General features: G+C 44.0%; 24 protein-coding genes, 1 tRNA gene and 3 pseudogenes. 25 read left to right on the plus strand and 3 right to left on the minus strand.

Annotation, left to right across the window (positions count from 1 at the left end; all coding sequences use genetic code 11):
- Window positions 1-51: 51 nt before the first annotated feature.
- The 24 genes and pseudogenes from HNQ69_RS05565 (at window position 52) to HNQ69_RS05675 (ending at window position 17861) form a co-directional block, all read left to right on the plus strand.
- The gene (locus HNQ69_RS05565) at window positions 52-633 is read left to right on the plus strand and encodes a glycoside hydrolase family 19 protein (protein WP_183229073.1); all 582 of its coding nucleotides are present in this window, start codon (window positions 52-54) and stop codon (window positions 631-633) included.
- A complete protein-coding gene (locus HNQ69_RS05570; RefSeq protein ID WP_183229074.1) occupies window positions 630-917 on the plus strand; it encodes a hypothetical protein in 288 nt (95 codons plus the stop codon). Before HNQ69_RS05565 ends, HNQ69_RS05570 begins: the two co-directional genes overlap by 4 nt.
- The gene (locus HNQ69_RS05575; protein ID WP_183229075.1) at window positions 910-1251 is read left to right on the plus strand and encodes a hypothetical protein; all 342 of its coding nucleotides are present in this window, start codon (window positions 910-912) and stop codon (window positions 1249-1251) included. Before HNQ69_RS05570 ends, HNQ69_RS05575 begins: the two co-directional genes overlap by 8 nt.
- Window positions 1217-1459, plus strand: a complete 243-nt coding sequence (locus HNQ69_RS05580; protein ID WP_425486679.1) for a hypothetical protein — start codon at window positions 1217-1219, stop codon at window positions 1457-1459. Before HNQ69_RS05575 ends, HNQ69_RS05580 begins: the two co-directional genes overlap by 35 nt.
- Window positions 1456-1770 carry a DUF2730 family protein gene (locus tag HNQ69_RS05585; protein WP_183229077.1) on the plus strand — a complete coding sequence of 105 codons (315 nt, stop codon included), beginning with the start codon at window positions 1456-1458 and terminating at the stop codon, window positions 1768-1770. The genes HNQ69_RS05580 and HNQ69_RS05585 overlap by 4 nt, the downstream gene beginning before the upstream one ends.
- Window positions 1767-2123: a VpaChn25_0724 family phage protein gene (locus HNQ69_RS05590; protein ID WP_183229079.1), complete on the plus strand. Its 357-nt coding sequence runs from the start codon at window positions 1767-1769 to the stop codon at window positions 2121-2123. The genes HNQ69_RS05585 and HNQ69_RS05590 overlap by 4 nt, the downstream gene beginning before the upstream one ends.
- Window positions 2086-2660: pseudogene (locus tag HNQ69_RS05595) on the plus strand (phage protein Gp27 family protein). The gene HNQ69_RS05590 and the pseudogene HNQ69_RS05595 overlap by 38 nt, the downstream one beginning before the upstream one ends.
- Window positions 2653-4275, plus strand: coding sequence for a hypothetical protein (locus tag HNQ69_RS05600; protein WP_183229081.1), 1623 nt, complete (start codon window positions 2653-2655; stop codon window positions 4273-4275). The pseudogene HNQ69_RS05595 and the gene HNQ69_RS05600 overlap by 8 nt, the downstream one beginning before the upstream one ends.
- Before the next feature lie 12 nt (window positions 4276-4287).
- On the plus strand, window positions 4288-5865 hold the full coding sequence (locus HNQ69_RS05605; protein ID WP_183229082.1) for a DUF935 domain-containing protein: 1578 nt from the start codon (window positions 4288-4290) through the stop codon (window positions 5863-5865).
- A complete protein-coding gene (locus HNQ69_RS07935; RefSeq protein ID WP_246348524.1) occupies window positions 5858-6016 on the plus strand; it encodes a hypothetical protein in 159 nt (52 codons plus the stop codon). Before HNQ69_RS05605 ends, HNQ69_RS07935 begins: the two co-directional genes overlap by 8 nt.
- Window positions 6000-7064 (plus strand): phage head morphogenesis protein, encoded by a 1065-nt coding sequence (locus tag HNQ69_RS05610; protein ID WP_246348526.1) that lies wholly within the window; start codon window positions 6000-6002, stop codon window positions 7062-7064. The genes HNQ69_RS07935 and HNQ69_RS05610 overlap by 17 nt, the downstream gene beginning before the upstream one ends.
- A gap of 492 nt (window positions 7065-7556) precedes the next feature.
- Window positions 7557-8600: a phage protease gene (locus tag HNQ69_RS05615; protein ID WP_183229083.1), complete on the plus strand. Its 1044-nt coding sequence runs from the start codon at window positions 7557-7559 to the stop codon at window positions 8598-8600.
- The gene (locus HNQ69_RS05620; RefSeq protein ID WP_246348527.1) at window positions 8597-8941 is read left to right on the plus strand and encodes a hypothetical protein; all 345 of its coding nucleotides are present in this window, start codon (window positions 8597-8599) and stop codon (window positions 8939-8941) included. Before HNQ69_RS05615 ends, HNQ69_RS05620 begins: the two co-directional genes overlap by 4 nt.
- A gap of 12 nt (window positions 8942-8953) precedes the next feature.
- Window positions 8954-9919 carry a major capsid protein gene (locus HNQ69_RS05625; protein WP_183229085.1) on the plus strand — a complete coding sequence of 322 codons (966 nt, stop codon included), beginning with the start codon at window positions 8954-8956 and terminating at the stop codon, window positions 9917-9919.
- A gap of 15 nt (window positions 9920-9934) precedes the next feature.
- Window positions 9935-10357 (plus strand): phage protein Gp36 family protein, encoded by a 423-nt coding sequence (locus HNQ69_RS05630; protein WP_183229112.1) that lies wholly within the window; start codon window positions 9935-9937, stop codon window positions 10355-10357.
- Window position 10358: 1 nt separating this feature from the next.
- Entirely contained in the window at window positions 10359-10853 is a 495-nt protein-coding gene (locus HNQ69_RS05635; RefSeq protein ID WP_183229086.1) for a phage virion morphogenesis family protein, read from the plus strand.
- On the plus strand, window positions 10850-11386 hold the full coding sequence (locus tag HNQ69_RS05640) for a hypothetical protein (protein WP_183229087.1): 537 nt from the start codon (window positions 10850-10852) through the stop codon (window positions 11384-11386). Before HNQ69_RS05635 ends, HNQ69_RS05640 begins: the two co-directional genes overlap by 4 nt.
- Entirely contained in the window at window positions 11383-11976 is a 594-nt protein-coding gene (locus tag HNQ69_RS05645; RefSeq protein WP_183229088.1) for a phage baseplate assembly protein V, read from the plus strand. The genes HNQ69_RS05640 and HNQ69_RS05645 overlap by 4 nt, the downstream gene beginning before the upstream one ends.
- 11 nt (window positions 11977-11987) lie before the next feature.
- Window positions 11988-12188 carry a hypothetical protein gene (locus tag HNQ69_RS05650; RefSeq protein ID WP_183229090.1) on the plus strand — a complete coding sequence of 67 codons (201 nt, stop codon included), beginning with the start codon at window positions 11988-11990 and terminating at the stop codon, window positions 12186-12188.
- Between the two features lie 3 nt (window positions 12189-12191).
- Window positions 12192-12578 carry a GPW/gp25 family protein gene (locus tag HNQ69_RS05655; protein WP_183229091.1) on the plus strand — a complete coding sequence of 129 codons (387 nt, stop codon included), beginning with the start codon at window positions 12192-12194 and terminating at the stop codon, window positions 12576-12578.
- A pseudogene (locus tag HNQ69_RS05660) lies at window positions 12565-13430 on the plus strand (baseplate assembly protein). The gene HNQ69_RS05655 and the pseudogene HNQ69_RS05660 overlap by 14 nt, the downstream one beginning before the upstream one ends.
- Entirely contained in the window at window positions 13430-14536 is a 1107-nt protein-coding gene (locus HNQ69_RS05665) for a phage tail protein (RefSeq protein WP_183229093.1), read from the plus strand. The pseudogene HNQ69_RS05660 and the gene HNQ69_RS05665 overlap by 1 nt, the downstream one beginning before the upstream one ends.
- A 1-nt stretch (window position 14537) precedes the next feature.
- The gene (locus HNQ69_RS08175; RefSeq protein WP_281380946.1) at window positions 14538-16865 is read left to right on the plus strand and encodes a DUF4815 domain-containing protein; all 2328 of its coding nucleotides are present in this window, start codon (window positions 14538-14540) and stop codon (window positions 16863-16865) included.
- Between the two features lie 141 nt (window positions 16866-17006).
- Window positions 17007-17861, plus strand: a pseudogene (locus HNQ69_RS05675) (DNA adenine methylase).
- 178 nt (window positions 17862-18039) lie between these two features.
- Here HNQ69_RS05675 and HNQ69_RS05680 read toward each other — a convergent pair.
- Window positions 18040-18115, minus strand: a tRNA-Lys gene (locus tag HNQ69_RS05680).
- A 471-nt stretch (window positions 18116-18586) separates the two neighbouring features.
- On the opposite strand from HNQ69_RS05680, the gene HNQ69_RS05685 reads away from it, so the two are divergent.
- The gene (locus HNQ69_RS05685; RefSeq protein ID WP_183229095.1) at window positions 18587-20155 is read left to right on the plus strand and encodes a TerC family protein; all 1569 of its coding nucleotides are present in this window, start codon (window positions 18587-18589) and stop codon (window positions 20153-20155) included.
- A 1311-nt stretch (window positions 20156-21466) separates the two neighbouring features.
- On the opposite strand, the gene HNQ69_RS05690 is transcribed toward HNQ69_RS05685, so the two are convergent.
- Together HNQ69_RS05690 and HNQ69_RS05695 are read right to left on the minus strand one after the other, a co-directional pair.
- A complete protein-coding gene (locus HNQ69_RS05690; protein ID WP_183229096.1) occupies window positions 21467-22420 on the minus strand; it encodes a lysylphosphatidylglycerol synthase domain-containing protein in 954 nt (317 codons plus the stop codon).
- 15 nt (window positions 22421-22435) lie between these two features.
- Window positions 22436-24190, minus strand: a complete 1755-nt coding sequence (locus HNQ69_RS05695; protein ID WP_183229098.1) for a cation:proton antiporter domain-containing protein — start codon at window positions 24188-24190, stop codon at window positions 22436-22438.
- Window positions 24191-24197 lie beyond the last annotated feature (7 nt).

Below are 24197 nucleotides of genomic sequence, written 5' to 3' on the forward strand. Positions count from 1 at the left end.
GAGATCCGATAAACTGCGAATGGATTTTTATTATGCATTCAGTGGTTTGTTATGGTTTCAATAGATACATCTTTTCTTCATAAGCTTGCTCCTAAATTGGTTCATCACACGCGGCAAGATCATATTATTGTTGAAATGGCACGTGTGCTTCCTGAAGCTTTGTCTTATGGTGCGATCACGACGTGTTTACGTGTTGCACATTTTTTAAGCCAATGTGCGCATGAGAGTGACGGGTTTTTTACCGTTTGTGAATATGCCTCTGGGCGTGCTTATGAAGGACGCAAAGATTTAGGCAATGTTAAGCCTGGGGATGGCGTGCGCTTTAAGGGGCGTGGCTTAATCCAATTAACGGGGCGCAAGAATTATCAACGCTTTACACAGTTTTGGCGCTCAATCGATGAACAAGCGGTTGATTGTGAAGCTTTTCCAGAAGTGGTGGAAAAATTTCCGGTAGCGCTTTGGTCTGCCCTTTGGTTTTGGCAGATGAAAGGCTTGAATAGGTTAGCAGATCAAGATGATGTCGTGAGGATTACCAAGGCGATTAATGGTGACAAGAATGGACTTGTGCAACGTTTGACCTATTTGAACCACGCCAAAAAGCTTTTGGGGATTGGAGGCGAGGCGAAGGTATGAAACCGTCTTATCGTGGTTCTAGGCTCTATTTGTGGTGGTCCTTTTGGTTTGCTTGGGGGGGTATTTTTTTGCTTGTTTCTGGTGGTTTGTGGGGCGTGCCTGGCATTGTTGATATGGCAGGCATTTCTATTCCTTCGATGGTGGCGATCCTTGTTGGCAATTTGGGTGTGCACCGCGGTTTTGGCTCTTTGGATTTCTCCAATAGGAAGCATTCCCATAAGCGGCATACCAGCTCCTATGATGGCGGGGAGATAGTGGGGTGGGAGAATAAGCGCAATGTTTAGCCCTGTTTTGAAACTGTCTTTGGGATTGTTGTTTTTGGCAAGTGTGTTGTTAGCGGCTTTTGGCTTTATGAAAGCTGAAATTTTAAAGGCGGAAAGGGCACGTGATTTGTATTGGCAGTTGGAGATTGCCAAGGTTTCTTCTCGTGTACAGCTTGCGCAGGAGCGGCAGAGGCAAGCAGCGTGGGAAGCAGAGCATCAAGCGCAAGGGGTGATTTTGGCTTTGGAACAAAAGCTTGTGAAAATGGAGGAGATCAATGCAGTCTTGCCAACTATTCCTGGTGGTGGCATTGGGCTTGAGCGTGTGCGCTTGCTCAACAACCAAGCCCGTGAATAGCTTTTTTGATCGGTTTTTATCGGTTGAATTGCCACCTGTTGTTCGCATGGCGTGTTCCCGCCCTTCTTTACTGCCAGAGCGTGCTTTGAATGCGCGTGAAGTGGTGCGTTATTGGAGCCGTGATCGCGCTGCTTTATTGATTTGCGAACAGCGTAGAGGAGCTGCGGTTAAAGCAATTCTAGGCAAAAGAGAGGGGACTTTCAAGTGAATTTGGATATCAGTGTTGCGAATGGCTGGTTGTCTTTATTGTTATCGATTGTTGCGATTTGTGGGGTTTTGAGAGCTTGTTTTTCTTCTGGCGCGCGGGAAATGCTGAAAGATCTCGTGGTGCTTAAAGAGCGTGTGCAGAAGTTAGAAACGGAGATAGATTTTTTGCCTGATCGCGATGCGTTGCAAAGATTGGAAGTGAATATGGAAAAATTGAATGGTCGCCTCAACACGCTTTCTGCGCAATTGCAACCGGTGGCGGCGATAGGTGAGCGCTTGCAAGAGTTTTTACTGGAGAATGCCAAGAAATGAAAGCAGATATGGATAAAATCATCCGTGAAGAAGCCCGATTGATTATTTTAAAAGGGCTTGCTTGTGAGCGTAGCGAAACTTTATCGAGTGCGATGATTGAGCGGCTTTTATACAGTTATGGCATCCGGCGTGATCGCAATTTTGTGCATAATGAGCTCATTTGGATGGAAGATCAAGGCGCTGTCACATTAAAACAGGTGGGTTCGGTTTTTCTTGCGGCGTTAACAGAACGTGGAGCACGTCATTTAGACCGGAGCTTTTCCATTGAGGAGATTAAGCGGCCTAAACGTTCATCAATAAAAGACGAGGTGAAGGATGCGCAAGGTCGGGCGTGGATGTTTAACGGCGATTGATTTATTGCCACAAGCTTGTGATCAGATTATTGCTGCGGCTGCTGAGGCTTTAAATGGGCGTGAGAAGACACAAATGGCTATTTATGATGAGTTTAAAGCGGCTTTGAAGGCTTTACAAAAAGAAACGGGTTTAAGCTTTTCTATTCCCTCCTTTTCCAGTTTTAATCGTTATTCTTTGCGTTTAGCGATGATATCGCGGCGTTTAGAACAAACCCGTGAAATTGCAGCAAGCCTCTCCCAGCGCTTTGATGCCAAAGCTTCTGACAATATTACTCTGTTGACGGCAGCGGCGATTAAAGAACTGATATTTTCGACGTTAAGCAGTGGAAAAGTCTTTCACCAAAGGCGGCACAAGAATTGGCTAATGCGCTCAAAGGGGTTTTGGCGGCTGAACATTTGTCGACCACCAGACGGCAAAAGTTGGAAAAAGATTTTACCACCAAAGCAAGCAAAGCGGTTGATGTAGCAGCAGCGGGGCTCTCAAAAGAGACGGCACGTGCTATCCGTGCACAAGTGTTGGGAGTGAAAAATGGCTGAACAGCCCCCTCTAGAAAATCATGCCTTTGCGCATCAAAGTGGTTTTGATATTTGGCAGACGAGTGCTTTTCCCCAAGAGCAAGATCCTTTAGCGGAAGGTGTTTTGATGGCGCATCAACGCACATGGATTGAAGATAAGTCCCCGTTAAAATTGGTTGAAAAGGGGCGACGCACCGGCATTACTTTTGCGGAAGCTTTGGATGATACTTTGATTGCTGCAGCGACGCTTGAGGCTGGTGGCAATAATGTTTTTTACATTGGAGACACCAAAGAAAAGGGACGCGAATTTATTGGTTATGTGAGCAATTTTTCCAGGGCTATTACCAGCAATAGTGGGGATGTGGAGGAGTTTTTATTCTCGGATCAAAGGGCGGATGGGTCAACAAAATATATCTCAGCTTATCGGGTGCGTTTTGCTTCAGGTTTTCGGATTGAGGCGCTTTCTAGCCGCCCTGAAAACATTCGGGGGTTGCAGGGCATTGTGGTGATTAACGAGGCGGCGTTTCATCAAGATATGCGCGCTGTTTTGGATGCGGTCAATGCTTTGTTGATTTGGGGAGGCAAGATCCGTGTGATCTCCACCCATAACGGTGTGTTAAACCCTTTCAATGAATTAATCCGTGAAGCGCGAGCGGGCAAAGTGCCTTTTTCGGTGCATTGTTACTCCTTTGGTATAGCGGTTAAAAATGGCTTGTTTAAACGGGTTTGTGCTATAAAGGGGGAGGTGTGGAGTTTAGCCTCTGAACAACGATGGGAACAGCAGATTCGTGCTTCTTATGGGGTGCGTTTGAGTGCGATGCGGCAAGAATTAGATGCCATACCGGCTGATCAAGAAGGGGCGGCTTTAACGCGTTTGCAGATTGAAAATTGTTGTGCGCCAGATATTGCGGTGTTGCGTTTTGCTTGTGTGGATGAGTTTAAAAACCAATCGGAACATCAACGAAGTGTTGCTGCTTTTGCTTGGTGTGAGAAGCATGTAAAACCTTTTCATGCTGGGCTTGACCGGCGGCGTCAACATGTTTTTGGTGTTGATTTTGCCCGCAGTGGGGATGCGACATCGATTGTGGTGATGGAAGTGGGACAAGATCTGGTGCGCCGTGTGCGGTTTATGGTGGAATTGCGCAATACGCCGTTTGATCAACAAAGAGAGATTTTATTTTATGTGGTGAATGGCTTGCCACGTTTGTTGGGGGGCGCTTTGGATGCGCGGGGCAATGGGGCTTATTTAGCGGAAAAGACGGTGCAGCGTTATGGGGGGCTTGTAAAGGAAGTACAATTGTCGCAAAGTTGGTATGGCAAGGAGATGCCGGCTTATTTAGAAGCTTTTGGGGATGGGTCCATTGTTTTGCCGCGCGATAGTGACATTGTTGCCGATCATCAAGCACTTGCTTATGTCAATGGCATTGTGAAAATTCCTGACAATCATCGTTTTAAAGGCAGTGATGGCTTTATGCGCCATGGGGATAGTGCGATTGCTTGTGCTTTGGCTTATTTTGCTAGCCGGCAAACGCCTGAAATTTATGAGTATACGCCTGTGAGAGAGGCTTATGGTTTTGAGGAAAGCCCGCTTTTTTCAACTCCTTTTTTTTCAACAATGCGCTCAAAGATTTATTGATGGGATAATGAGATGGTAAAACTGGTTGATCAATGGGGCAGGGCACTCCATATCAAAGGGCTAGAGCGGGAGGTGGCAGCGCCTAGCATTGGCGGTGTTCGTGATGTGTGGTCGCAAACCATTGTCAGTGGTCTGACCTCTGCGCAACTTGCTGATATTTTGCAACAGGCAGCACGGGGTGCTCCAGAGCAGTTTTTTCAACTTGCCGATGATATGGAAGAGCGTGATTTGCATTATCGTGCTGTGCTTGGCATGCGTAAAAATGCACTCACAGGGGTAGAACCTGGGGTCATGGCGGCAAGCAACAGTGCACAGGACAAAAAGATAGCGGATGCTGTTCGAGAAGTGATAAGTGCGCCGACCTTTGTTGATGATTATGTGACGGATTTATTAGATGCTTTGGGAAAAGGCTATGCGGTTGTTGAAACCTTGTGGGATAAGAGTGCCAAGGAATGGGGGCCGGTTGCTTGGAAATGGCGTGACCAGCGGTTTTTTCAATTGGATCGACGGGATGGCTTTCATTTGCGTTTAAAAGAAGAGGGATCTCTTCATGTAAGTGAACTGCCTGCTTATAAATTTTCCATTCACAGACCAAAGTTAAAAAGTGGTTTGCCTATCCGTACGGGGCTTGCACGGCTTGCGGCTTGGGCATTTTTGTTTAAGTCTTATACACTGAAAGATTGGATGGCCTTCTTAGAAGTTTACGGCATGCCTTTGCGTGTTGGCAAATATGGTGCGAGCTCTTCTCATGAGGAGCGGCGGGTTCTCATTCAAGCGGTGCGTGATTTATCCAGTGATGCGGCAGCGATCATTCCCAAGGAGATGGAGATTGAATTTATTGAAGCAGCGGGGGGCAGTGGCAATGCGGTTTTTGCTGCGAAGGCTGAATATTTAGATCGGCAGATCTCAAAAGGTGTGTTGGGACAAACGATGACGACGGATGATGGTTCGTCCTTTTCACAAGCGCGTATACATGAAAATGTGCGTCATGATATTGCCAGAGCTGATGCACGGCAATTGGCGTTAACGGCTAATCGTGATTTGATTGTGCCCTTTGTTGAGATTAATTTTGGACGCCAAGAACGCCCTCCCCTTGTCTATTGGCCGATTTCTGAGAATGAAGATATTAAAGCCATAAGTGATGCGCTGCAAAAACTTGTTCCCTTGGGGTTGCGTGTTGGGGCGCAAGAAGTGCGCAATAAGATTGGCTTTTCGCAACCAACAAAAGAGGAAGATGTTTTAAAGGCTCCTGATAATGCGCCTGATGATGAGAGGGGACAAAAGGCTCATGTTTGTGCTGATCGTGGGGGTGCTTTTGATGTTTCTGTGACAAGAAAGCAGGGTGAAGGAGAGCAGGGTGGGAAACATCATGACGAATTGGACCGGCTTTCTGAAGAAGCTTTAAGTGACTGGGAAGAGGATTTAGAACCTCTTTTAGAGCCTTTTAAAAAGCTTGTGAGAGAAGCAACCAGTTATGAGGATATCCTCAAAGACTTGGATGAATTGCTTGGTGAAATGGATCATCACGCATTAGCAGCGCGCTTGGCAAAGGTGCAAATGATTGCACGTGGGCTTGGGTATCATGGATGAGGAACTTTTTAAAACCGCCCCTAAAGAGGTCACCCGTTATTTTGAAGCCAAGGCTCTTGTTCCAAGCTTTGATTGGCGTGATGTGGCACCAGAAGAGCATGCATTTTCCTTTACGGTGGCAAAATCGGTGGGCTATGACATTTTGGATTGATTTTAAAGCAGCCGTTGAAGAGGCAATAAAGTATCAACGCCCTCTGCAAGAGTTTCAAAAAAATCTGATGCCGCTTTTACAGGAAAAGGGCTGGTGGGGGAAAAAATTAGCAATTGATCCTGTGAGTGGTGAAAAGAGCGTGGTGCAATTAGGGAGTCCGAGACGCTTAGAGACGGTCTATTGGGCCAATACCATGAGTGCCCATGCGGCAGGTGAGTGGGAGCGTACACAAAATAATAAAGCGTTTTTGCCCTATCTCACCTATGCTTTGTCCAGTTCAGAACATAAGCGTTTAGAACATGAAAGTTGGGTGGGGTTTACCGCACCTGTTGATGATCCGGTTTGGGATTGGCTTTATCCGCCCAATGGTTGGCGGTGTAAATGCAGTGTGCGACAGGTAAGCCGTTATGAAGCAGACAATTTAGGCTATGAAGAGGGGGCAGAGCCCCTTCATGTGGAACAGAAACTTTGGCACAATAAGCGGACGGGGAAAGTTGAGAAGATACCAGCAGGCATTGATCCTGGTTGGCATTTGAACCCTGGGAAGCATCGGGCGCAAAATTTAAGCCGTTTTTTGAGTGATAAAGTCTCTGTGATGGGGGACAATCGCAAGCGCATTGCCATTGAAGATATTGTGGGTTCGCCGCCTTTGGAAGCGATGTTTGAAGGACGTATGCCGCACGGGTTTATTCCCATTGCCCCAATGATACAAAAGGTGCGTGATGTTTTTGCAGCGGAAAGTTCTCTTATTCGCTTATCTTCAGACAGTGTAAAACATATTTTGTTAGAGCATCAAGCGCGTGCTCTTCATTTGGATGATTTTCGTGGCGCCATTCAAACACTCATAAAACCCCATGGCATTATGAGGCGAAAAGGTGTGCCGAGCGTTGTGTTTTTGGGTGAAAATGATGGGGCATGGTGGCGCTTAGCAGTTAAATTTGTGGTAAGAAAACAAGAATGGTGGCTGACCTCCATGCATAAAAAAAGCTTCAGAGAAATTGGACGCTTATTGGATGCGGCTGAAAAAAAGGGTGAGAGATTATTTTGACGTTTCATACCATTCTCAAAAGGCACTCTTTTACGGTGCTACAATAGGATAAAACCACGTAAAGCCATGTGATCTTAGCGGAAAAGGTGCAAGGGAAAATGAGAAGGCGTGGAGGGCGGTCAACTCCTCGCAGATCCGGTAAAACCGTCCTGGTATAACTGGCTCACGCCTCGTGGATAATGTAGCAGTTTAAAAGTTCAAAAGCAAATTTAAAAAAAACGCTCTAGGAGCAGCGTTGTTATGTGGAGTGATATTTGTACCTTTCACTTCACAACGGCGCTCTATCGCCTTTGAAGTGCCTTTGAAAACGATTTTATGGGATGGTCTGGCAGGAGGTTTTCTCTCACAAGAAGAGAAGAAGAATAGGAAAAAGAGTGCTTTTTAAAGTGCTTTTTTGAGAAATGTTCTTTTGACTGACAGTGTTAGACTTATGAGATGCGTAAGTTTCATGCATTGTATTGCCAATGACAATTGTAAAGCAATAGGCAATGTATGGAGCAAGAATTTCACGAAAATGGCGAAGATGGGTATGCTGAGATATGTCATGACGGGACATTTTATGGCAAATTGATTGACCTTTGCCCAGGTGTTTTATGCAAAGACATTTTCTGCCAAGATATCACCGTTAGCCAAGCACCTGAGTGGGTAGAGCTTTTGCCCAAAGGGCCGCATGTGAAGGCACGTGATGGCAGGCAATGGCATTATAACTCACAAACCATTTTAAAAGCTTTTGCAGCCAATAAAGGACCGCTTGTAATTGATTATGAGCATGGGCAACATCACCGTGCGAGAAATGGTTTAGAAGCGCCTGCCAGTGGTTGGATTGAAGAGTTAGCAGAGCGGGATGGTGCGATTTGGGGGCGGGTTAAATGGACCGATATGGCAAGCAAAAAAATTATCGCCCAAGAATATCGCTATCTTTCGCCGGAATTTAGGCATTCGAAGAAAGGTGAAATTTTGAATTTAGCTGGTGCTGGTTTGGTGAACCGTCCAGCTCTTGTCATGACGGCTTTAAGCCGTGAACAACCTTCCCCTATTATAACCTTGACGGAGAAAATGATGGATTTGACAGCCATTGCCAGTGCACTCTCGCTGGCAGAAGATGCTAAAGCGGATGAGGTTTTAGCAACGCTTAAAGCGCGCGAAAAGGAACGCGTGGAGCTTTGTGCGCAATTAACACAAGCGCGAGAAGATTTAGCGCTTTTGCGGGAAGAGCAGAAAAATGCCGCTATTGAGAGTCTTTTAGACAAGGCCATTGAAGAGGGCAAGATTTTGCCTGCTGTCCGCGAAGAATACCGTGCGCTCTGTAGCCTTGAAGGAGGGATGGAGCATTTTAAAAGTTTGGTCGAAAAATTGCCAGCGCTTGCCTCCACAAGCTCTTTAGAAGTGTGTGCCTTGGTGCAAGAACCAAAGCTTGCGCCAGAAGAGATTGCTCTTGCAGCACGCCATTATCAGGAAGAGCAGAAGAAAAAAGGCTGGGACATCACTATTAGCCAAGCGGTTGAGCATATTTGCGAGCAAAAGGAGTACCAATGATGAGTACGATGATTTTGATTAAATCTTTTTGCGCTGCTGCAGAGATTTCGCCTTATTGCATTGTTGCAGCGCGCACCGACGGAATGGTGGCAACGGCGACTGGTAAGGGTGATAAATTATTAGGAACAGCTGGCTCTTTGCGTGCAAAGGCTGGTGAGATGCTTGATGTTGGCCAATGTGGTTGGGGCGAAGTGGTTTGTGGGGGCAATGTTTCCTTTGGCGATTTTTTGACCTCTGACCCAAAGGGGCACGCCATAAGGGCTGAAGCTGCAGATCGCACCATTGGTATTGCCATGAGTGATGGCTCTGCTGGTGATGTTATTTCTTTTAAAATAAATTAATCGAGGCTTAAAATGAACAGACCATTTCCCATTGATCCAACACTTACCGCCATTGCTATTGGTTATCGCAATCCAGCAGGTTCTCTTATTGGCGATAAAATTTTGCCACGCGTTTGTGTTTTAAGTGAGGTGTTTAAATATAGTGAATTTCACTTAGCGGAAAATTTTACCGTGCCTGAACTTGAGGTTGGGCGAAAAGGGCGCCCGAATGTGGTGGAATTTTCCGCCTTTGAACGGGAAGCCAGTGTCAAAGATTACGGGCTTGATGATTTGATTCCCAATTCAGATATTGAGGCGGTGGCACGGGCACGGGCGGAAAAACGCTCTCGTTATAACCCCGAAAAGACAGCTGTGGAAGGACTTGCCAATTTGTTGGAATTGGGGCGTGAAGTGCGTGTAGCGGCCCTTGTACAAAAGAGTGAAAATTATGCACCAGAGCGCGTGATAACGCTTAAAGGTGAGAATAAGTTTAGTGATTATGAGAAATCTGATCCTTACGCTGTCTTAGATGAGGCGATGGATAAAAGTCTCGTCTATACGCCCAATACCCTTGTGATGAGCAAAGTTGTTTGGTCAAAGCTTAAACGCTATCCCAAAATTATCAAAGCCGTTAAAGGCGGTGGCACTGCTGATGGTTTTGTGACCAAGGCGCAATTTGCGGATCTAATGGAAATACACCCTGAACGTTTACTCATTGGTGAATCGCAAGTGAATTTAGCCCGCAAAGGACGCACAGCACAATTGGCACGCGTTTGGGGCAATAAGATTGCTCTGCTTTATATTGATCCGACCAAACAACAGGCGGATGGCTCGGTCATTAGTTGGGGCTTTAGTGCTCAGTTGGGCGAGCGTTTGTCTGGGGTGATTAATGATCCAGATATCGGCTTGTCAGGCGGTAAACGGGTGCGTGTGGGGGAACGTGTGTGCGAATTGGTGGCAGCAAAAGATGCCGGTGTGTTGCTGCAAGAGGTTGTCTAAGGGAATCTTTTAAACATAGCGTATGCAAGCAAAAGATTGATTGAAGAGCTCTGGGGTGATGACTTCTTAGACGATTTATGCGGGGTTGACGAGAATTTTGATCCCGTTCTTTTAGAGCAAGCCATTGCCCGCGCTCTAGAGCAAGCAAGCGGTGAGATTGATGTGCATTTGTCTCATCGCTACTCTGTCCCCATTGCTGGACAGCCAGCGGCTTTGGCGATGATCTGTGTCAATATTGCCGTTTATAATTTAGCCATACGCCATACGGCACTGACCACGGCCATTGAAGATCGTTACAAACAGGCGGTTGATGTATTGAAACGCATTGCGGAAGGCAAGGCGGGTTTGGGTGTGGATGAACCTAAGATTATGAGTGAAGATGGTCCGGTGAAGGATGGCGCTTTTTTCCATGCCAAGCCGCGTTTGATAGGAAGATAACATGTCTGTTTCAACCCATATTGAGATTAAAGAGACAGGGCTTGAAGCGGCTTTATCTTTTTTACAAAAAGGCGCTGAGAGCTCGATGGGAACTTTGGCACAAGGGGTGGGGCGTCTCATCCAAGAGAGCACAAGGCGGCGGATACAAAGCGAAAAAACTTCTCCTCAAGGAGAGAAATGGCAAAACAATCATGCCCGTACCTCCATTCTTTTTGCCAGTGGAGCGCTTTCACGCTCCATTGATATGGTGGCATCACCAGAACAGGTGATTGTGGGCTCTGGATTGGTTTATGCGCGGATTCATCAATTGGGTGGGGTCATTCGCCCGAAAAGTGGCAAGACACTGCGCTTTTTTTTAAAAAGCGGCAATGCGCATCGCTTCGTGTGTGTACCTCAAGTGAGTATGCCGGCACGGCCTTATTTGGGGCTTTCAGAGCGCAATAAAGTGGAAATTGTCAAAGCGGCAGAAGATTGGTTGGGAAGGGTCTTTTCATGAGTCAAACGGTCAAAAATGCAGGGCGCATTAATCAGTTTCGTGAGGCGGTGATAAAGAACCTTAAAAGGGCTTTGCCGGATGTACGTGATTGCAGCTGTCAATTTGGGCGTTTTAATTTAGAAGAACTGGAAACACAAATGCTAGTGGCACCAGCCATACGGGTTGCGGTGTTAGAAAGTCGCTTAAATTCTGTGGCTTCTGGGCAGCAGAGTGCCGATCTTCATTTAGGGGCTTTTATTATCACCACGGGCAAAGAGCGTGATGTTCAAAGTTGGCTTTTGGCAGAAGCCATTGCAGTGCTTTGTCATAGCGGGCAATTGTGGGGGTTAACGCATTTAAGTGCCCCGCGTGATGTCCAGATCGAACCGATTATTTCGGCGGCGATTAAGCAGCGTGGTGTGTCGATCAGTGTGGTGGAATGGCACCAAGATTTGCATCATTTGGGACAGGATATTTTTTGTGATGAGGGACAACTCAAAACTGGTTTGCTCTCATGTGACAATGAATCATGGGACAACGAGGTGTGTCCATGAATGATGCGCATTTGTTGAGTGACACCTTGCGGCAAATCATGAAGCGTCTTGATGCGCTTGAACGCTGTCTTGCTAACCAGCACATGATCGGGCGGGTTGCAGAAGTTGATGGCCATAGGGTGCGGGTGAAACTTTCCGAACAGAGTTCCAATGGACAAGCAGTTTTATCGCCTTGGTTGCAAGCACAAGAAGCTTCTGGTGCTCTCTCAAGCAATATGCCTTTAAACATTGGTGATCCGGTGCGGTTGTTAAACCCCCATGGCGAAATTGGCTCTGCCTCTTTAGTGGTGCGCGACAGTTATAGTGCGGATGCACCTAATCCCGCACGCTCTTGCCAAGAGTTGGCGCTGTGTTATGCTGGTGGTGCTTTGCGTATCACAAAAGATGAACTCATTCTCTCCCATGGGGAAAACCAAATCCATTTGAGTGAAAAAGGTCTGGTGCTTTGCCACCAATCAACCCGTGTGGCATTAACGAGCAGTGTGCACATTCAAGCAGAAGATTTACAGCACAATCAAAAATCTGTTGGCGCAAGCCATGTTCACGGTGGGGTCAAAATAGGTCCCTCCACAACCTCTCACCCCCTTTAAAGGAGTTTATCATGCATGAGAACAGTTATGTTATTTTAACCAATGCCGATTTTGTTGCAGGCAAGCGTTCACCGGGCAAAGGTGAGGAAATTTGTTTAAGTGAGGAAGCGGCTAAATATCCGTTGCTGCTTGGTCAGATTGCTGAAAAACCAGCCCCTGTTGTTTCTGCGGCTCCAAGCGTGTCTTCGGTAAAGACAAGGAAAGGGGCTTAAAGCATGCGGTGCGGGATGAGCGAAAAGGATGGCTCTCTCTTATATGGTTGGGACCATTGCCAACAGTCTATCCGTAAATGTTTGACGACAAGGATTGGGACACGGGTTTTGCGTCGTCATTATAGGTGTGATGTTGGAGCATTCCAAGATGCTAATGCTGATCCTGCAACGATGATGCAGCTTTATCAAGCCATTGTGCAAGCACTCGATGATCCAGAGTGTGGAGAGCCTGGCTTTTCGTTGCAGAGGATTGATCTGACAAAAGCAACGCGTGAAGGCACATTCCATTTTGTTTTAACCGGTGTTTTTTATCCCGATGGACATTTGGGAGATTGGTCACACAAAGAGCCAATGCACATCAATTTAGAGGTTGGTGATGACAGAGTTTGAACATTTACCTCATCCACAACTCCCTCTGCCACAAATTATTGAAGAGCTTTCTGTTGAAGCAATTTTACAGCAAAAAATCACGCGTTTGACTGAACTTTTTGCGGTGCATCATATTCCTTATAATGTGGAAAAGACCGCTTATGATCCGGTGGTCATTCAATTGCAAGCGGCGGCTTATGAAGAGTTGCTCTTGCGCCAGCGGATCAATGAGGTGCACGGGATAATTTGCTTGCGTTTGCTCGTGGAACAAGTTTGGATCATTTAGGGGATTTTCATGGGGTCACGCGCCTTTTGGATGAAGATGATGCCCGTTTTCGCCGCCGCATTCGCTTGAAGAGACAAGGACATTCCACAGGTGGCACAGTGCCACATTATCAATATTTTGCCCTCTCCAGTGATATCCATGTCAAAGATGCTTTTGTTTATCGTTTAGGCAAAAGCCCGCTTATTCATGTGGCGCTTTTTAGTGACAGCCCCTCAGGGGTGGCTGATGAGGCTTTAATTGCCAAGGTGCAAGCAGCTCTTGATGACCCTCATGTTAAAATGACCAATGACCACATCCTTGTGAAAAGCGCGGTACAGCGGATGATCAATGTTTCTGCTGATTTTTGGTTGTTACCGGATGAAGGCTCCTTTGTCTTGGAAAGAGCAGAGCAGAATTTAAGAGCAGAATGGGCGCGTGCGCAAAGGCTTGGGCGTGATCTGTCTTTAAGTTGGATCCTAAGCCGCTTGATGGTTGAGGGCGTTCACCATGTGAACATAACGCACCCTTGTGAGGATCTTTTGGTCGCACCGGATGAAGCGGTTGCACTAGGGGAGATTGTCTTGTCTGAACGGGGGCGTGCTTATTGATGCTTTCCTCACTTTTGCCCCCAAATTCGAACTTATTTGAACGCTGCTTGGCAGAAGCGATGGCTTTTGATCCTCACGTTAAAAGTACGCTCGAAGATATTTCCCGTGCAAAATTGATCACGCGTCCGCCTTCTTGGTTGCCCTCCTTAATTGATGAATATGGCTTACAAGAATTAAGTCCTTATTTTACTAATCCTTACGATCTTATTGACCAAGAGCTGCAATGGCAAAATATTCGCGGCTCTCTTGGCGCCATTGAGAGAGGGTTTGCATGGTTGGAGATTTCGGCACGCTTTGTACCAGCATGGTCAGGGCGGGTATGGTGGAATTCCTTTCAACTCTACTTTGATCACTTGCCTGAGCAAAACAGCCTTGAAGCCATTGAAGCAATCACCGACCTTTCCAAAAGTTTGCGCTCTGATTTTCGCCGGGGTGTTTATGGTTATGATGTGCAAGCCCTAGAAGGCAATCTGTCACGGCTTGATGACAGCCTGTTGGAGTATGAAAGCGGTGTGTGGGTGACAACGGGAGGCACTCTGTTTTCCTTTGGGCGCACAACAGAGATCAACCACACGCTGGGAGAAGAAGAAGGCAGGCTTATTGGCAATTGGATAGATGATGGGGATGAGGAATTAAGCTGGAACCAAATTGATTATCCTTGGGACATGGCAAATTTTCCCTGGTGTTCGGTCAAAAAACATCAACGCGATATCCTCATGGCAGAGTGGTTTGGCAACCGCACGCTTTATCTGGTGTTAAGAGACAGCCAAAATGCCGTGATTGGGTTTCGCAGATGCTATGCTGTCGCGCCTGTCGAACAAGCTTTAGAGGGTGTTTACAGCCATTGCGGCAACAGATTTAGTCCTTCCCCAGCAGGCACTTTGTTGTTTCTTGCTGCCCGCACAGATTGTCACAATGTTGAGGACAAACAAACCGCCTCTGTTTCCCTCCTCGTTCATGCCACATGCACACAACAGACACCTCCTGGCAAGCTTTGGTTAGGGGCTGATGAACTGAAGGGCGGGGTCGAGATCCTCAAAACACCTATCAACATTCCTTTGCGTGCCGATGTTCGCGAACAATTCAAAATTTTATTGAGGTTTTAACATGAAGCATGAAAGTGGTTTACCCTTTGCAATTGACAGATCGGTAGGCAAAGATGAACAACAAAGCGTGGTGTTTTATGGCAGACGCCCTTTTCTTCAAGGTGGTGAACTCAATGAAGTTCAAACCATTATCAGGGGGCGTCATGACCGTTTGGGGCGCCTTGTGGCACAAGAAGGAGACCGCGTTGAACGGGCTGATGCTTTCGTCAACAAAGACAATCAAAGCATCACCTTAACGGAGGGCAAGATTTATATCGCAGGCGATATCTTTCCCGTCTCAAATGCTGTCTTGGAGAATATTTCCATGATGGGGCGCATTGAAATCGGTGTAAAGTTGCAAAAGAAATGGGTTACTCATGAGGATGATCCAGAACTGTTGGGACAAGTGCCAGGATCCTTGGCAGAAGGAGAGCCCGGAGCGGCACGTGAGATCGCAAAGCTTGTGTGGGCTCTCAAAGAGGATGACCAGCAAGGGGCTTTCTTTCCGGTCTATATCTTGCAAGATGGTGTTCTCATTGATCAAAAATCCCCCTCTCTGCTTGAACCGGCCATGCAAGCTATTGCGACGTACGACCGCGCCCATGGACATTATATCGTGCGAGGATGCCGTGTCACAGCCCTTGGAAAAGAGGGACAAAAGCAAGTGTTCAGTATTCAAGAGGGAGAAGCCAATATCAGTGGTTTCAAACGCAAACGCTTGGCTGCTTTGCGCTATGAAGAGGAGGAAGACTTTTCGACAAGTGCCGTTCCTAGTGAAACCCATATTTTTGTGCCCCCAAGGGGAAAAACAAGCTTTATCTTTAAACCCTACTATACCCCCATCGCCGCTGTTCAGTCTCTTTTGTTGACAAAAGAAAAGACCGTTAACGTCACCCGTGGTGCGGTTGCCGCTGGGCGTGATGGTGTTCCCGATAAAAGCATCACCGCATTTATCAAAATTGTTCAAGGAACCAAGGAATTTAAAGAAGGCACAGATTTCAAAAAAACCGGAGACACCATTGACTGGGCCCCGGTGGGAGATGAACCTTTACCAGGAAGCAGCTATACGGTAACTTACCGTTACCGTGCAAAAATCACGGCTGATAAAGTAACAACGCAGGAAATTACGGTATTCGGTGGAGCAATAGGGGGTGATATCATTGTGAGTTACACCTACAAATTGCCCCGCATTGACCGTATTGGTCTCAACACAAAAGGCAATGTCGTCTATATCAAAGGGGTTTCCTCAGACCAACCCACGGCGCCCAGTGTCCCTGATGATGTGCTCTCTCTTGCAACCCTCACCAACAGTTGGCTTGATACGCCCCTTGTGGTCAATGATGGCACACGGGTTGCCTCCTATGATGAGATGTGGCGCTATTTTCAACGGGTGCTCTCGCTTGACCGGTTGATGCAGTTAGAGCGCATTAAAAGCAATGTCGACTCCAAAGAACCTGTTGCCAAAAAAGGTATGTTTGCCGACCCCTTTCTGGATGACAGTTATCGCGATGAAGGCTTTCCACAAACGGGCAGCGCGCTACAGGTGATCTTTGGCTATGAGAACGGCATCCGTGCTTTTATGGGGCGTTTTGTTGTTGAGTCGGTTGTGAGTATCGGGGGCAGTGAGGGAGAGATTTTGCGCCTTTGTGGCAAAAGCGCTTCGATGCGTAAAGAACTCAAAGAACAGGCGAGTGAACATTTTGACAACAAAACCATTGGCGAGATTGTCGAGACACTGGCCAAACGCCATGGCTATCAAGCAAAGGTCAGCCCTCAGTTTAGCAAACAAACTTTGCCTTATGTGATTCGCACAAATCAGTCGGCTGTTGATTTTTTAACCCGCCTTGCTGACCGCATGCAGGCACGTTTTTTGATCAAAGACGAGAAGTTTTTATTTTTAAGCGGGGACAATTTACCTTCACTGACCATCTATAAACATGACTGTTCGAGCTGGGAATTCACGTTAGAGCCACGCACGCAATATGGCACCATTGCAGCTGCTTATTTTGATCGCTCACAAGGGCAACAATGCCAAGTCACGCAGCAGATAGGGTTTTGTGGTCCTGTGCGCCGTCTGCGCACTTGTTACACCAGCAAGGAAGAAGCACAAGCAGCCGCGGCATCAGAATCAGACAGGCTGTGCCGTGCTGTGAGCAGTGGCTCCTTAACCTTAGAGGGGCGCCCCGAGATCATGGCAGACCAGCCTCTTTTGCTGCAAGGCTTTCGTGGTGAAATCAATGGTCCATGGAAAGCCGCCACCGTCACCCACCGCTATGACAAACAAAGCGGATACATCACAGAAATCATCCTGGAAGCACCAGACAAGGGAAAGGAAAGCAACAAAGAATAGAGGCTGGGCTGGTTGCCCAGCCAACGGGACAAGTTTTGCGAACACCCCGTCCGATGTAACAGAACTTAACATCGCAGCCACTTCTTATCACTTAAAGCAATGAGAAGATGGCGAATATAGATGAAAGAGTGTTAAAAAATGATGGACACACTTTGTAAAGAAACATTAAAATCTGTTGATCCTCTAGAACCGGCTGCTGCTTATGTTGGTGGCAAAATCAAGTTGGCGAAGACCCTTATTAAAATCATCGAAGGCATTCCTCATCGCACTTATGCTGAGCCTTTTATTGGAATGGGGGGAATATTCTTCAAGGCGCAAATTGATCCCCTTATATGAAGTCATCAATGATCGTTCAGGTGATGTGGTAAATTTTTTTCGTGTGTTGCAACGCCATTATCACCCTTTTATGGATCTGTTGGAGTTCCAGATAAGCAGTCGTGAGGCGTTTCAGTATTTTACTCTCCAAGATCCAAAGACGCTTACGGATTTAGAGCGTGCTTTGCGGTTTTTATATCTGCAGCGGTTGAGTTTTGCGGGGCAAGGTGGCAAAGCGGACATTTGGAGTTGATCCACACCGTGGTGCACGGTTTAACTCTTTCAAACTGGAAGCCTTATTAAAGCTTATTTACCGGCGCTTCGCAGGTGTGACCATTGAACATTTAGACTGGTTTGACTTTGTCAGGCGCTATGACCGGGCCAACCACTTTGTTTTATCTTGATCTGCCTTATTTTGGCGTTGAAGATTATTATGGAAAAGATTTGTTTAAGCGGGAGGATTACCAGAGGATGTCCACACTGCTTGCACAATTAAAGGGGAAGTTTCTTCTGTCTCTCAATGATGTAGCAGAAATCCGAAACACCTTTAGCCACTTTAAGATAAAAGAGGTAAATACATCTTATACATGTGGTTGCAAGAAACCGACTCCGGCTGGAGAGCTCCTCATCTCAAATTGCGTTTTTAGAGGAAGAGAAAAAGATGCATTAAAGGGGTTTTAAAGACCCCTTTGAAAGATCTTTGAAGACCCTTTGAGACCCCCTTTAAAACTCTTTGAAAAAAAATAAATTGATGCAAAACCTGCTGTCAAATTATGCAAAACCTACTGTCAAACTACACTTATCCCGCACCTTAAAAAATATATAAAAATCAACAGGTTATTGACAATATAAAGCTAAATGGTGGGTGATGAGGGAATCGAACCCACGACCCGCTGATTAAGAGTCAGCTGCTCTACCGACTGAGCTAATCACCCATTGTTCTCCAAAAAATGAGAATGAACGGTTCTATAACGCTCCTGAAGGATGATGTCTAGATAAGTTTTGTTGTTTTTTATAGGAAACCGGTAAAGTCTATAGCTAAATTGGCTCTACAGTTAAAAATATAGTATTGCCTCTTGATCTTATACAAAAATAGAACCATTATTAAGAATCTCTGTAAAATATATATTTTGACTGTTTTATAAAAAAAGAGCTGTGAATTGGAGGATCGTCGCACGTAATGCCCAAGAAAAATTCAGAGGAGCCTTCTTGTGGTTACAGGTGGTGTGGGGTGCTATTCTTTTCTATAAATTTTATCAATAACTATGTGCGTTTATGCAATGTTTTGCGGTTTTTTGTTTTGAATGCAAACTATTCGCGTTTAGTGTTCTTGATCCGTTATGAGAATGAAAGCTCATGAATGTGTTTTTTCAATTGCGCACTTTTCAGTTTTTAAAGGATGAAACATGATGGAGTGGATCGCTGATCCCCATGCGTGGGTTGGCTTGGTCACGTTGATTTTTCTCGAAATTGTTTTAGGAATAGACAACCTTGTTTTTATTGCAATTTTAGCTGAAAAGTTGCCACTGCATTTGCGTGATCGCGCACGCTTGATAGGTCTTACTTTAGCATTGGTTATGCGGCTTTTTCTTCTTACAGTTATTGGATGGGTGATGAATCTTGATACGATAATTTTTTCATTCTCACCTTTTGTATTTAGTTGGCATAGCCTTATTTTAATTGGCAGTGGTGCTTTTTTGCTGGCAAAGACAACGCTAGAATTACATGAAAGATTAGAGGGGATAACACATGAAAGAAAAACAGGCGTTGCTTATGCTGTTTTTTGGCAGGTCATTGTTCAAATTGTGGTACTAGATGCTGTTTTTTCCCTAGATAGTATTATTACTGCAACAGGTATGATTGCAAAAGAGCAGGCAGTGGTTATGTATATAGCAGTCATTGCTGCTATGGGGGTGATGATGTGTGGATCTAGCGTTCTTATGCGTTTTATTAATCGTCATTCCACTATTGTAATACTTTGTCTTGGCTTTTTGATGATGATTGGCTTTACTCTTATTGTTGAGGGATTTGGCTTTCATATTCCAAAAGGGTATTTGTATGCTGCTATTGGTTTTTCTGTTCTCATTGAAGCTTTTAATCAAATTGGACGTCGTAATCGTGCAAAGATGATTACAACAAATGATTTACGTGGTCGGACAGCCGATGCTGTTTTAAGACTCTTAGGAGGAAGAAACAAAGACGGTAATCTTGGTAAGACTGTAGATGTCATTGCTGAACAAGCTGCAACTGCTGAGCTGTTTCGGCCGGAAGAAAAAGAAATGATTCGTGGTGTTCTCGATTTGGCTGATCGTCCTGTTCGCTCTATTATGTCACCACGTAACGAGATTGAATGGTTGGATTTAAATGGTGATGAGAATGAAATGCGTGAAGAATTACAAAAGGTTAAACATAGCCGTTTAATTCTTGCTCGTGAAAAAGTCGATGAATTTGTTGGGGTTGCTTTAACAAAAGATCTTCTTTTAAATTTAGCTGAAGGCAAAAAGATCAATTGGAAAAAAGCTATGCGAGAACCGCTCGTCGTTCATGAAAATACAAGCGTTTTAAGATTAATGGAGCAATTCCGCCGTTCTTCGGTTCAGCTTGCGATTATTGTTGATGAGCACGGTTCTTTTGAAGGGATTGCAACACCAACCGATATTCTTGAAGCTATTGCTGGTGATTTTCTTGATGATGATGAAGAACCGGTAATAGCAGAACAACTGGAAAATGGAAGCCTTCTTGTTGAAGGATATGCCGATATTCGCCGTTTAAGTGGTTATCTTGAGCGTAATCTTGTTGATGAGGCAGATCGTTATACTACTCTGGCAGGATTTATGCTTTGGCGATTTGGTCATTTGCCGAATGAGGGAGAAAGCTTTGAAACTGACGGTTTACGCTTTAAAGTTATCGAAATGGATCGCAGAAATATATCTAAAATTCTTATTTCTCCGCTTGTTTTATCAGAAAAAAGCTAATTATTTTCGTAACTAAGGTGATAGGAATGCTCTGTCTTAATTTTAGTGAATGAAAGGATATAGAGATTGGTGGTTCGATTGTGTTTTAATTATTTTTATAGGTTTTTAACGTAAGATAATGGATATGCGAAGTTTGAATTGTTAATGCACTTCATGTTAGAGGTTTTTTATTTATGATCCGTGAGAGGATTTGAGAGAAAGAAATGCAAAGTTATTGGTAATGGTTACTAATCTCAAAAATGTCGTTTGCATCTACGTTATTTTTGCTTTTTTAAGACAAAAATTTTGTAAAGTTTTTTCTTGTATTTTACTATGGTAGTTTACAGAAGCCTCTTTGTTTCTTTTCTTTCATAAAAAGTGTTATAGAGTGAATGGTATTACAAAATAGCGATATCAATCTTTAAATATTGAAAGTCGATTGAAGCTTACAAAAATGGTTATTTTTCTATACAGAAACCATTCGGTAGGCTCATGAAGCGGGTTTCTTAAAGAAAACTAAGATATCAAATATTTCCATGTTTTTTGATAGGCGTGGCTTTAGTGTGGAAAGAGAAGCGTTGTTTAGCCCAATATAAAAACAATAAATAAAGATAACAGTTTCGGGGATTCATAGCTTTACTGTCATCTTTTAATTCATTTTAATTCAGCTCCACGATTTTTAAAGAAATTTATAACCTTCCAAGATTGCTGTTTTTTACCCTCTTAAGAGTTTTAAAATAGCATAAACTATTCGATGATGTAGGTCATTTGTTATAATCATCTTTTCAATAATAGAAATTGCGTATTGTCTTACACTTTTGTTTTTCTCGTTCTTTAATAGGATCATACTCCTCAGTATGTACAGTACACCATTATGCGGTTAATTCTCAAATTTGCTTTAGAAAAATTTTTCATCGCTCCTACGCCCTTTTCACAGTGCTATTCGTGAAAGTTATAACTCAAAGTCTATAGGGTGCTATTCTCTTTACGTTTATGTTATGAAAGGGTAAGTCGGCGCCATTATTTATTTTCAAGTTCAAAATATTGCTACAGCGTCTACATTTAGGCGGCTTATAAGAGGTATTTTATTTTTTAAAAACAGTTTTTGATTCATATATTGAACCCGTTTCTGATGGGAAAGAAAATAGTTTTTATTGATTCACTATGAATAGGACTAAAATAAGAAAACTTTACGATATCTTGGGATTCTCACGCAGTATGAAAAAAGATGAATCACAAATATAATAAATATGTTACATATAGAAAGCTCAATTCAGTACAGTTACCGTTCTTTATATGTAAGAACAAAGGAGAGGGCATTATTTTTTTTATTTATTCGGGTGGTATTTTAGGAACCCGTTTCCAATATTGTTGAGCTTCAAAAATTGCTACAACAAATAATGATATGATGAGTGGTATAATCAAATAAAGCATTCTAAAGACAATAAGTGCTGCAATAACATCAGTTGGGTTTACATTAGGCATGCCTGTTATGAATAAAGCTTCTAGAACACCAATTCCTCCTGCTGGAGCGTTGGAGAGAAGTGTTATAGTGAAAGATGCGAGGAAAACACCAAGCACAAAAATAAAATGAATATCTGTGTTGTGTGGGAGCACAGCGTATATAATTCCTGCTGCTCCTAAAAGTTCTAAGGGGCTAATGAGAAGCTGTTGAATGACAATTTTTAGCCGTGGATAGGAAAGTTGAATTTTTTTGCTCAAGCGTAAGGGTTTTAATTGAAGCCAACTGCCAAAAGTATAGAGTGCTATACAGCCGAGCAGAACTATACCAACGGTTATTCCAAGCCATTCAGGAAGCTCATCATGAATGAGAGTGATAATTTCAGGCTTCAAAATCAAAACGATTCCAAAAAGTAAGGTTGTGCCTATCACAAAGGTAAAAGAGCAAAAACCGACCAAGATCGCAATTTCTGTTCCATTTAATCCTTTCATTTTATAGGCGCGATAACGTACAACTGCACCAGAAAAAACTGAAGCACCAATATTGTGTGAAAGCGCATAGGTGGTAAACGAACATATAGCGATAAAAACCCAAGAAATTTTATGGCCAAGATGCTGTAAGGCAATTCGGTCATACCCAGCAAGAGCAGCATAAGCTAAGAAAGAGCATGAACAGGCTAGTAGCCAGTGTTGTACACTTAAATTGCTTAAGCGTTCCAATACATCACCGAAAGAAATGGCAGAGAGCTTTATATAAAGAATGCGGATAGAGATCAGCATTGCTAAAATACCAATAAAGGGCCATATAAACTGCTTTATTTTCACGCTTCTTTATCCATTTTATGTTTTCTGTAAATTTAATTCATGATTGTGCATATTCTTTACGGACCTCTGTCCTATTATATGCTCAATAACACCGTTGGCAATTTCTTCATCGTCAGTTACTACGACATCTGCACCTAAATCAATGAGATAAGTTGTTTCTACATCGGATAATGCATGCGTGATTATCTCGATATCCTTCTTCATATCACGTATATTCACTATACATTCTCCCACTTCAATGGTACTTCGCATTGTAATAACAACTTTGTGTGCATCGCTTATATTTGCTGCATTTATTACTTCCTGTTGAATGATGTTACCGCAAATTACCTCAAAGCCATCTGCAATTGCTTGATCAGCGAGGCGTTTTGATTCTTCTACTATCACTACGAGTTCATCTCTGTCTATTAAAGATAATGCGACGCATTTACCAATACGACCGTAACCAATAATTACGATGTGGTTGGTTTTAGAGGTTATTGGTAAAAATTCCTGGTCAGGGTATTGCGGATTAATGTCAATGATCGTTTGTGTATCTTGTAAATTTTCAGGAAAATTTTCTAGACATTTTTTAATTTTTTTACAGGCAATGAAAACAAGGGGGTTGAGCAAAATAGAAAGAAGTGCTCCCCCAAGAATTAAATCATGCGCATCGTTGTTTAAAAGTCCCAAGCTCAAACTTAAACCTGCAAGGATAAAAGAAAATTCTCCAATTTGGGCAAGGCTGGCAGCAATGATCAAAGCTGTTGCATTAGAATAGCGAAAGGCTTTAACGATGAAAAAGGCAACAGCAGATTTTCCTAATACAATAATAACTAAAGTTGCTAGGAGAGGAAAAAAATGTGTCAATAGTTTTCCTGGGTCAAATAACATGCCCACAGAAACAAAAAAGAGAACAGAAAACGCGTCTCGTAGTGGTAAAGATTCTTCTGCTGCACGATGGCTTAGCTCTGATTCACTCATAACCATGCCTGCAAAAAAGGCACCAAGAGAAAGAGAAACGCCAAATAAATGTGCTGCTCCGAAAGCGACTCCTAGAGCAATAGCAAAGACGCTAAGACGAAATAATTCACGTGATCCCGATTGTGCGCTCATTTTTAGCAACCATGGGATAACGCGTCGCCCAATAACGAGCATAAGTGTGATAAATAGAATAACTTTCAGGATGGTAAGACCAAAAATTCCCCAAATACTTAAATCTAACCATTGAACAAGAGGATCAAGCGCTTCTTTTTTTGTATTGCTAAGGACGTTTGCCAGGGATGGTATGAGCACAAGGATAAGAACCATCGCTAAATCTTCAATAATCAGCCATCCAACAGCAATACGCCCTTTTTCTGTTTCAATGAGATGGCGTTCTTGCAGAGCACGCAACAAGATAACAGTACTTGCTATTGATAAAGCTAAACCGAAGACTACACTACCACTGATCCTCCATCCCATGATCAAGCCAAGACAGAAGCCTAGAAAAGTAGAAAATGCCATCTGTGCAATGGCAGCAGGGATCGCAATTGCTTTGACAGATAAGAGATCTTTTAATGAAAAATGCAGTCCAACTCCAAACATCAGCAAAATAATACCAATTTCAGCGAGCTGATTAATAATAACGGAATCTATTTTAAATCCGCCTGTATTAGGTCCTACAATAACACCAGCTAACAAGTATCCCACGAGTGGTGAGATACGTAAACGACTCGCAATCATTCCCAAAAGAAATGCTAAACATAAGCCTGCAACAATAGTTGTAATCAGTGGTGTATCATGAAGCATGAATTAT

This window comes from Bartonella callosciuri, from assembly GCF_014203215.1.
Lineage (GTDB): Bacteria > Pseudomonadota > Alphaproteobacteria > Rhizobiales > Rhizobiaceae > Bartonella > Bartonella callosciuri.

Bases quoted from the DNA above. Each gene is read 5' to 3' on its own strand.
- HNQ69_RS05665 (WP_183229093.1), top strand. From the start codon at position 13,430: ATGCTTTCCTCACTTTTGCCCCCAAATTCGAACTTATTTGAACGCTGC.
- HNQ69_RS05590 (WP_183229079.1), top strand. From the start codon at position 1,767: ATGAAAGCAGATATGGATAAAATCATCCGTGAAGAAGCCCGATTGATT.
- HNQ69_RS05650 (WP_183229090.1), top strand. From the start codon at position 11,988: ATGCATGAGAACAGTTATGTTATTTTAACCAATGCCGATTTTGTTGCA.
- HNQ69_RS05570 (WP_183229074.1), top strand. From the start codon at position 630: ATGAAACCGTCTTATCGTGGTTCTAGGCTCTATTTGTGGTGGTCCTTT.
- HNQ69_RS05620 (WP_246348527.1), top strand. From the start codon at position 8,597: ATGATGAGTACGATGATTTTGATTAAATCTTTTTGCGCTGCTGCAGAG.
- HNQ69_RS05600 (WP_183229081.1), top strand. From the start codon at position 2,653: ATGGCTGAACAGCCCCCTCTAGAAAATCATGCCTTTGCGCATCAAAGT.
- HNQ69_RS05645 (WP_183229088.1), top strand. From the start codon at position 11,383: ATGAATGATGCGCATTTGTTGAGTGACACCTTGCGGCAAATCATGAAG.
- HNQ69_RS05655 (WP_183229091.1), top strand. From the start codon at position 12,192: ATGCGGTGCGGGATGAGCGAAAAGGATGGCTCTCTCTTATATGGTTGG.
- HNQ69_RS05640 (WP_183229087.1), top strand. From the start codon at position 10,850: ATGAGTCAAACGGTCAAAAATGCAGGGCGCATTAATCAGTTTCGTGAG.
- HNQ69_RS05635 (WP_183229086.1), top strand. From the start codon at position 10,359: ATGTCTGTTTCAACCCATATTGAGATTAAAGAGACAGGGCTTGAAGCG.
- HNQ69_RS05610 (WP_246348526.1), top strand. From the start codon at position 6,000: ATGACATTTTGGATTGATTTTAAAGCAGCCGTTGAAGAGGCAATAAAG.
- HNQ69_RS05695 (WP_183229098.1), bottom strand. From the start codon at position 24,190: ATGCTTCATGATACACCACTGATTACAACTATTGTTGCAGGCTTATGT.
- HNQ69_RS05685 (WP_183229095.1), top strand. From the start codon at position 18,587: ATGATGGAGTGGATCGCTGATCCCCATGCGTGGGTTGGCTTGGTCACG.
- HNQ69_RS07935 (WP_246348524.1), top strand. From the start codon at position 5,858: ATGGATGAGGAACTTTTTAAAACCGCCCCTAAAGAGGTCACCCGTTAT.
- HNQ69_RS05625 (WP_183229085.1), top strand. From the start codon at position 8,954: ATGAACAGACCATTTCCCATTGATCCAACACTTACCGCCATTGCTATT.
- HNQ69_RS05565 (WP_183229073.1), top strand. From the start codon at position 52: ATGGTTTCAATAGATACATCTTTTCTTCATAAGCTTGCTCCTAAATTG.
- HNQ69_RS08175 (WP_281380946.1), top strand. From the start codon at position 14,538: ATGAAGCATGAAAGTGGTTTACCCTTTGCAATTGACAGATCGGTAGGC.
- HNQ69_RS05605 (WP_183229082.1), top strand. From the start codon at position 4,288: ATGGTAAAACTGGTTGATCAATGGGGCAGGGCACTCCATATCAAAGGG.
- HNQ69_RS05575 (WP_183229075.1), top strand. From the start codon at position 910: ATGTTTAGCCCTGTTTTGAAACTGTCTTTGGGATTGTTGTTTTTGGCA.
- HNQ69_RS05615 (WP_183229083.1), top strand. From the start codon at position 7,557: ATGGAGCAAGAATTTCACGAAAATGGCGAAGATGGGTATGCTGAGATA.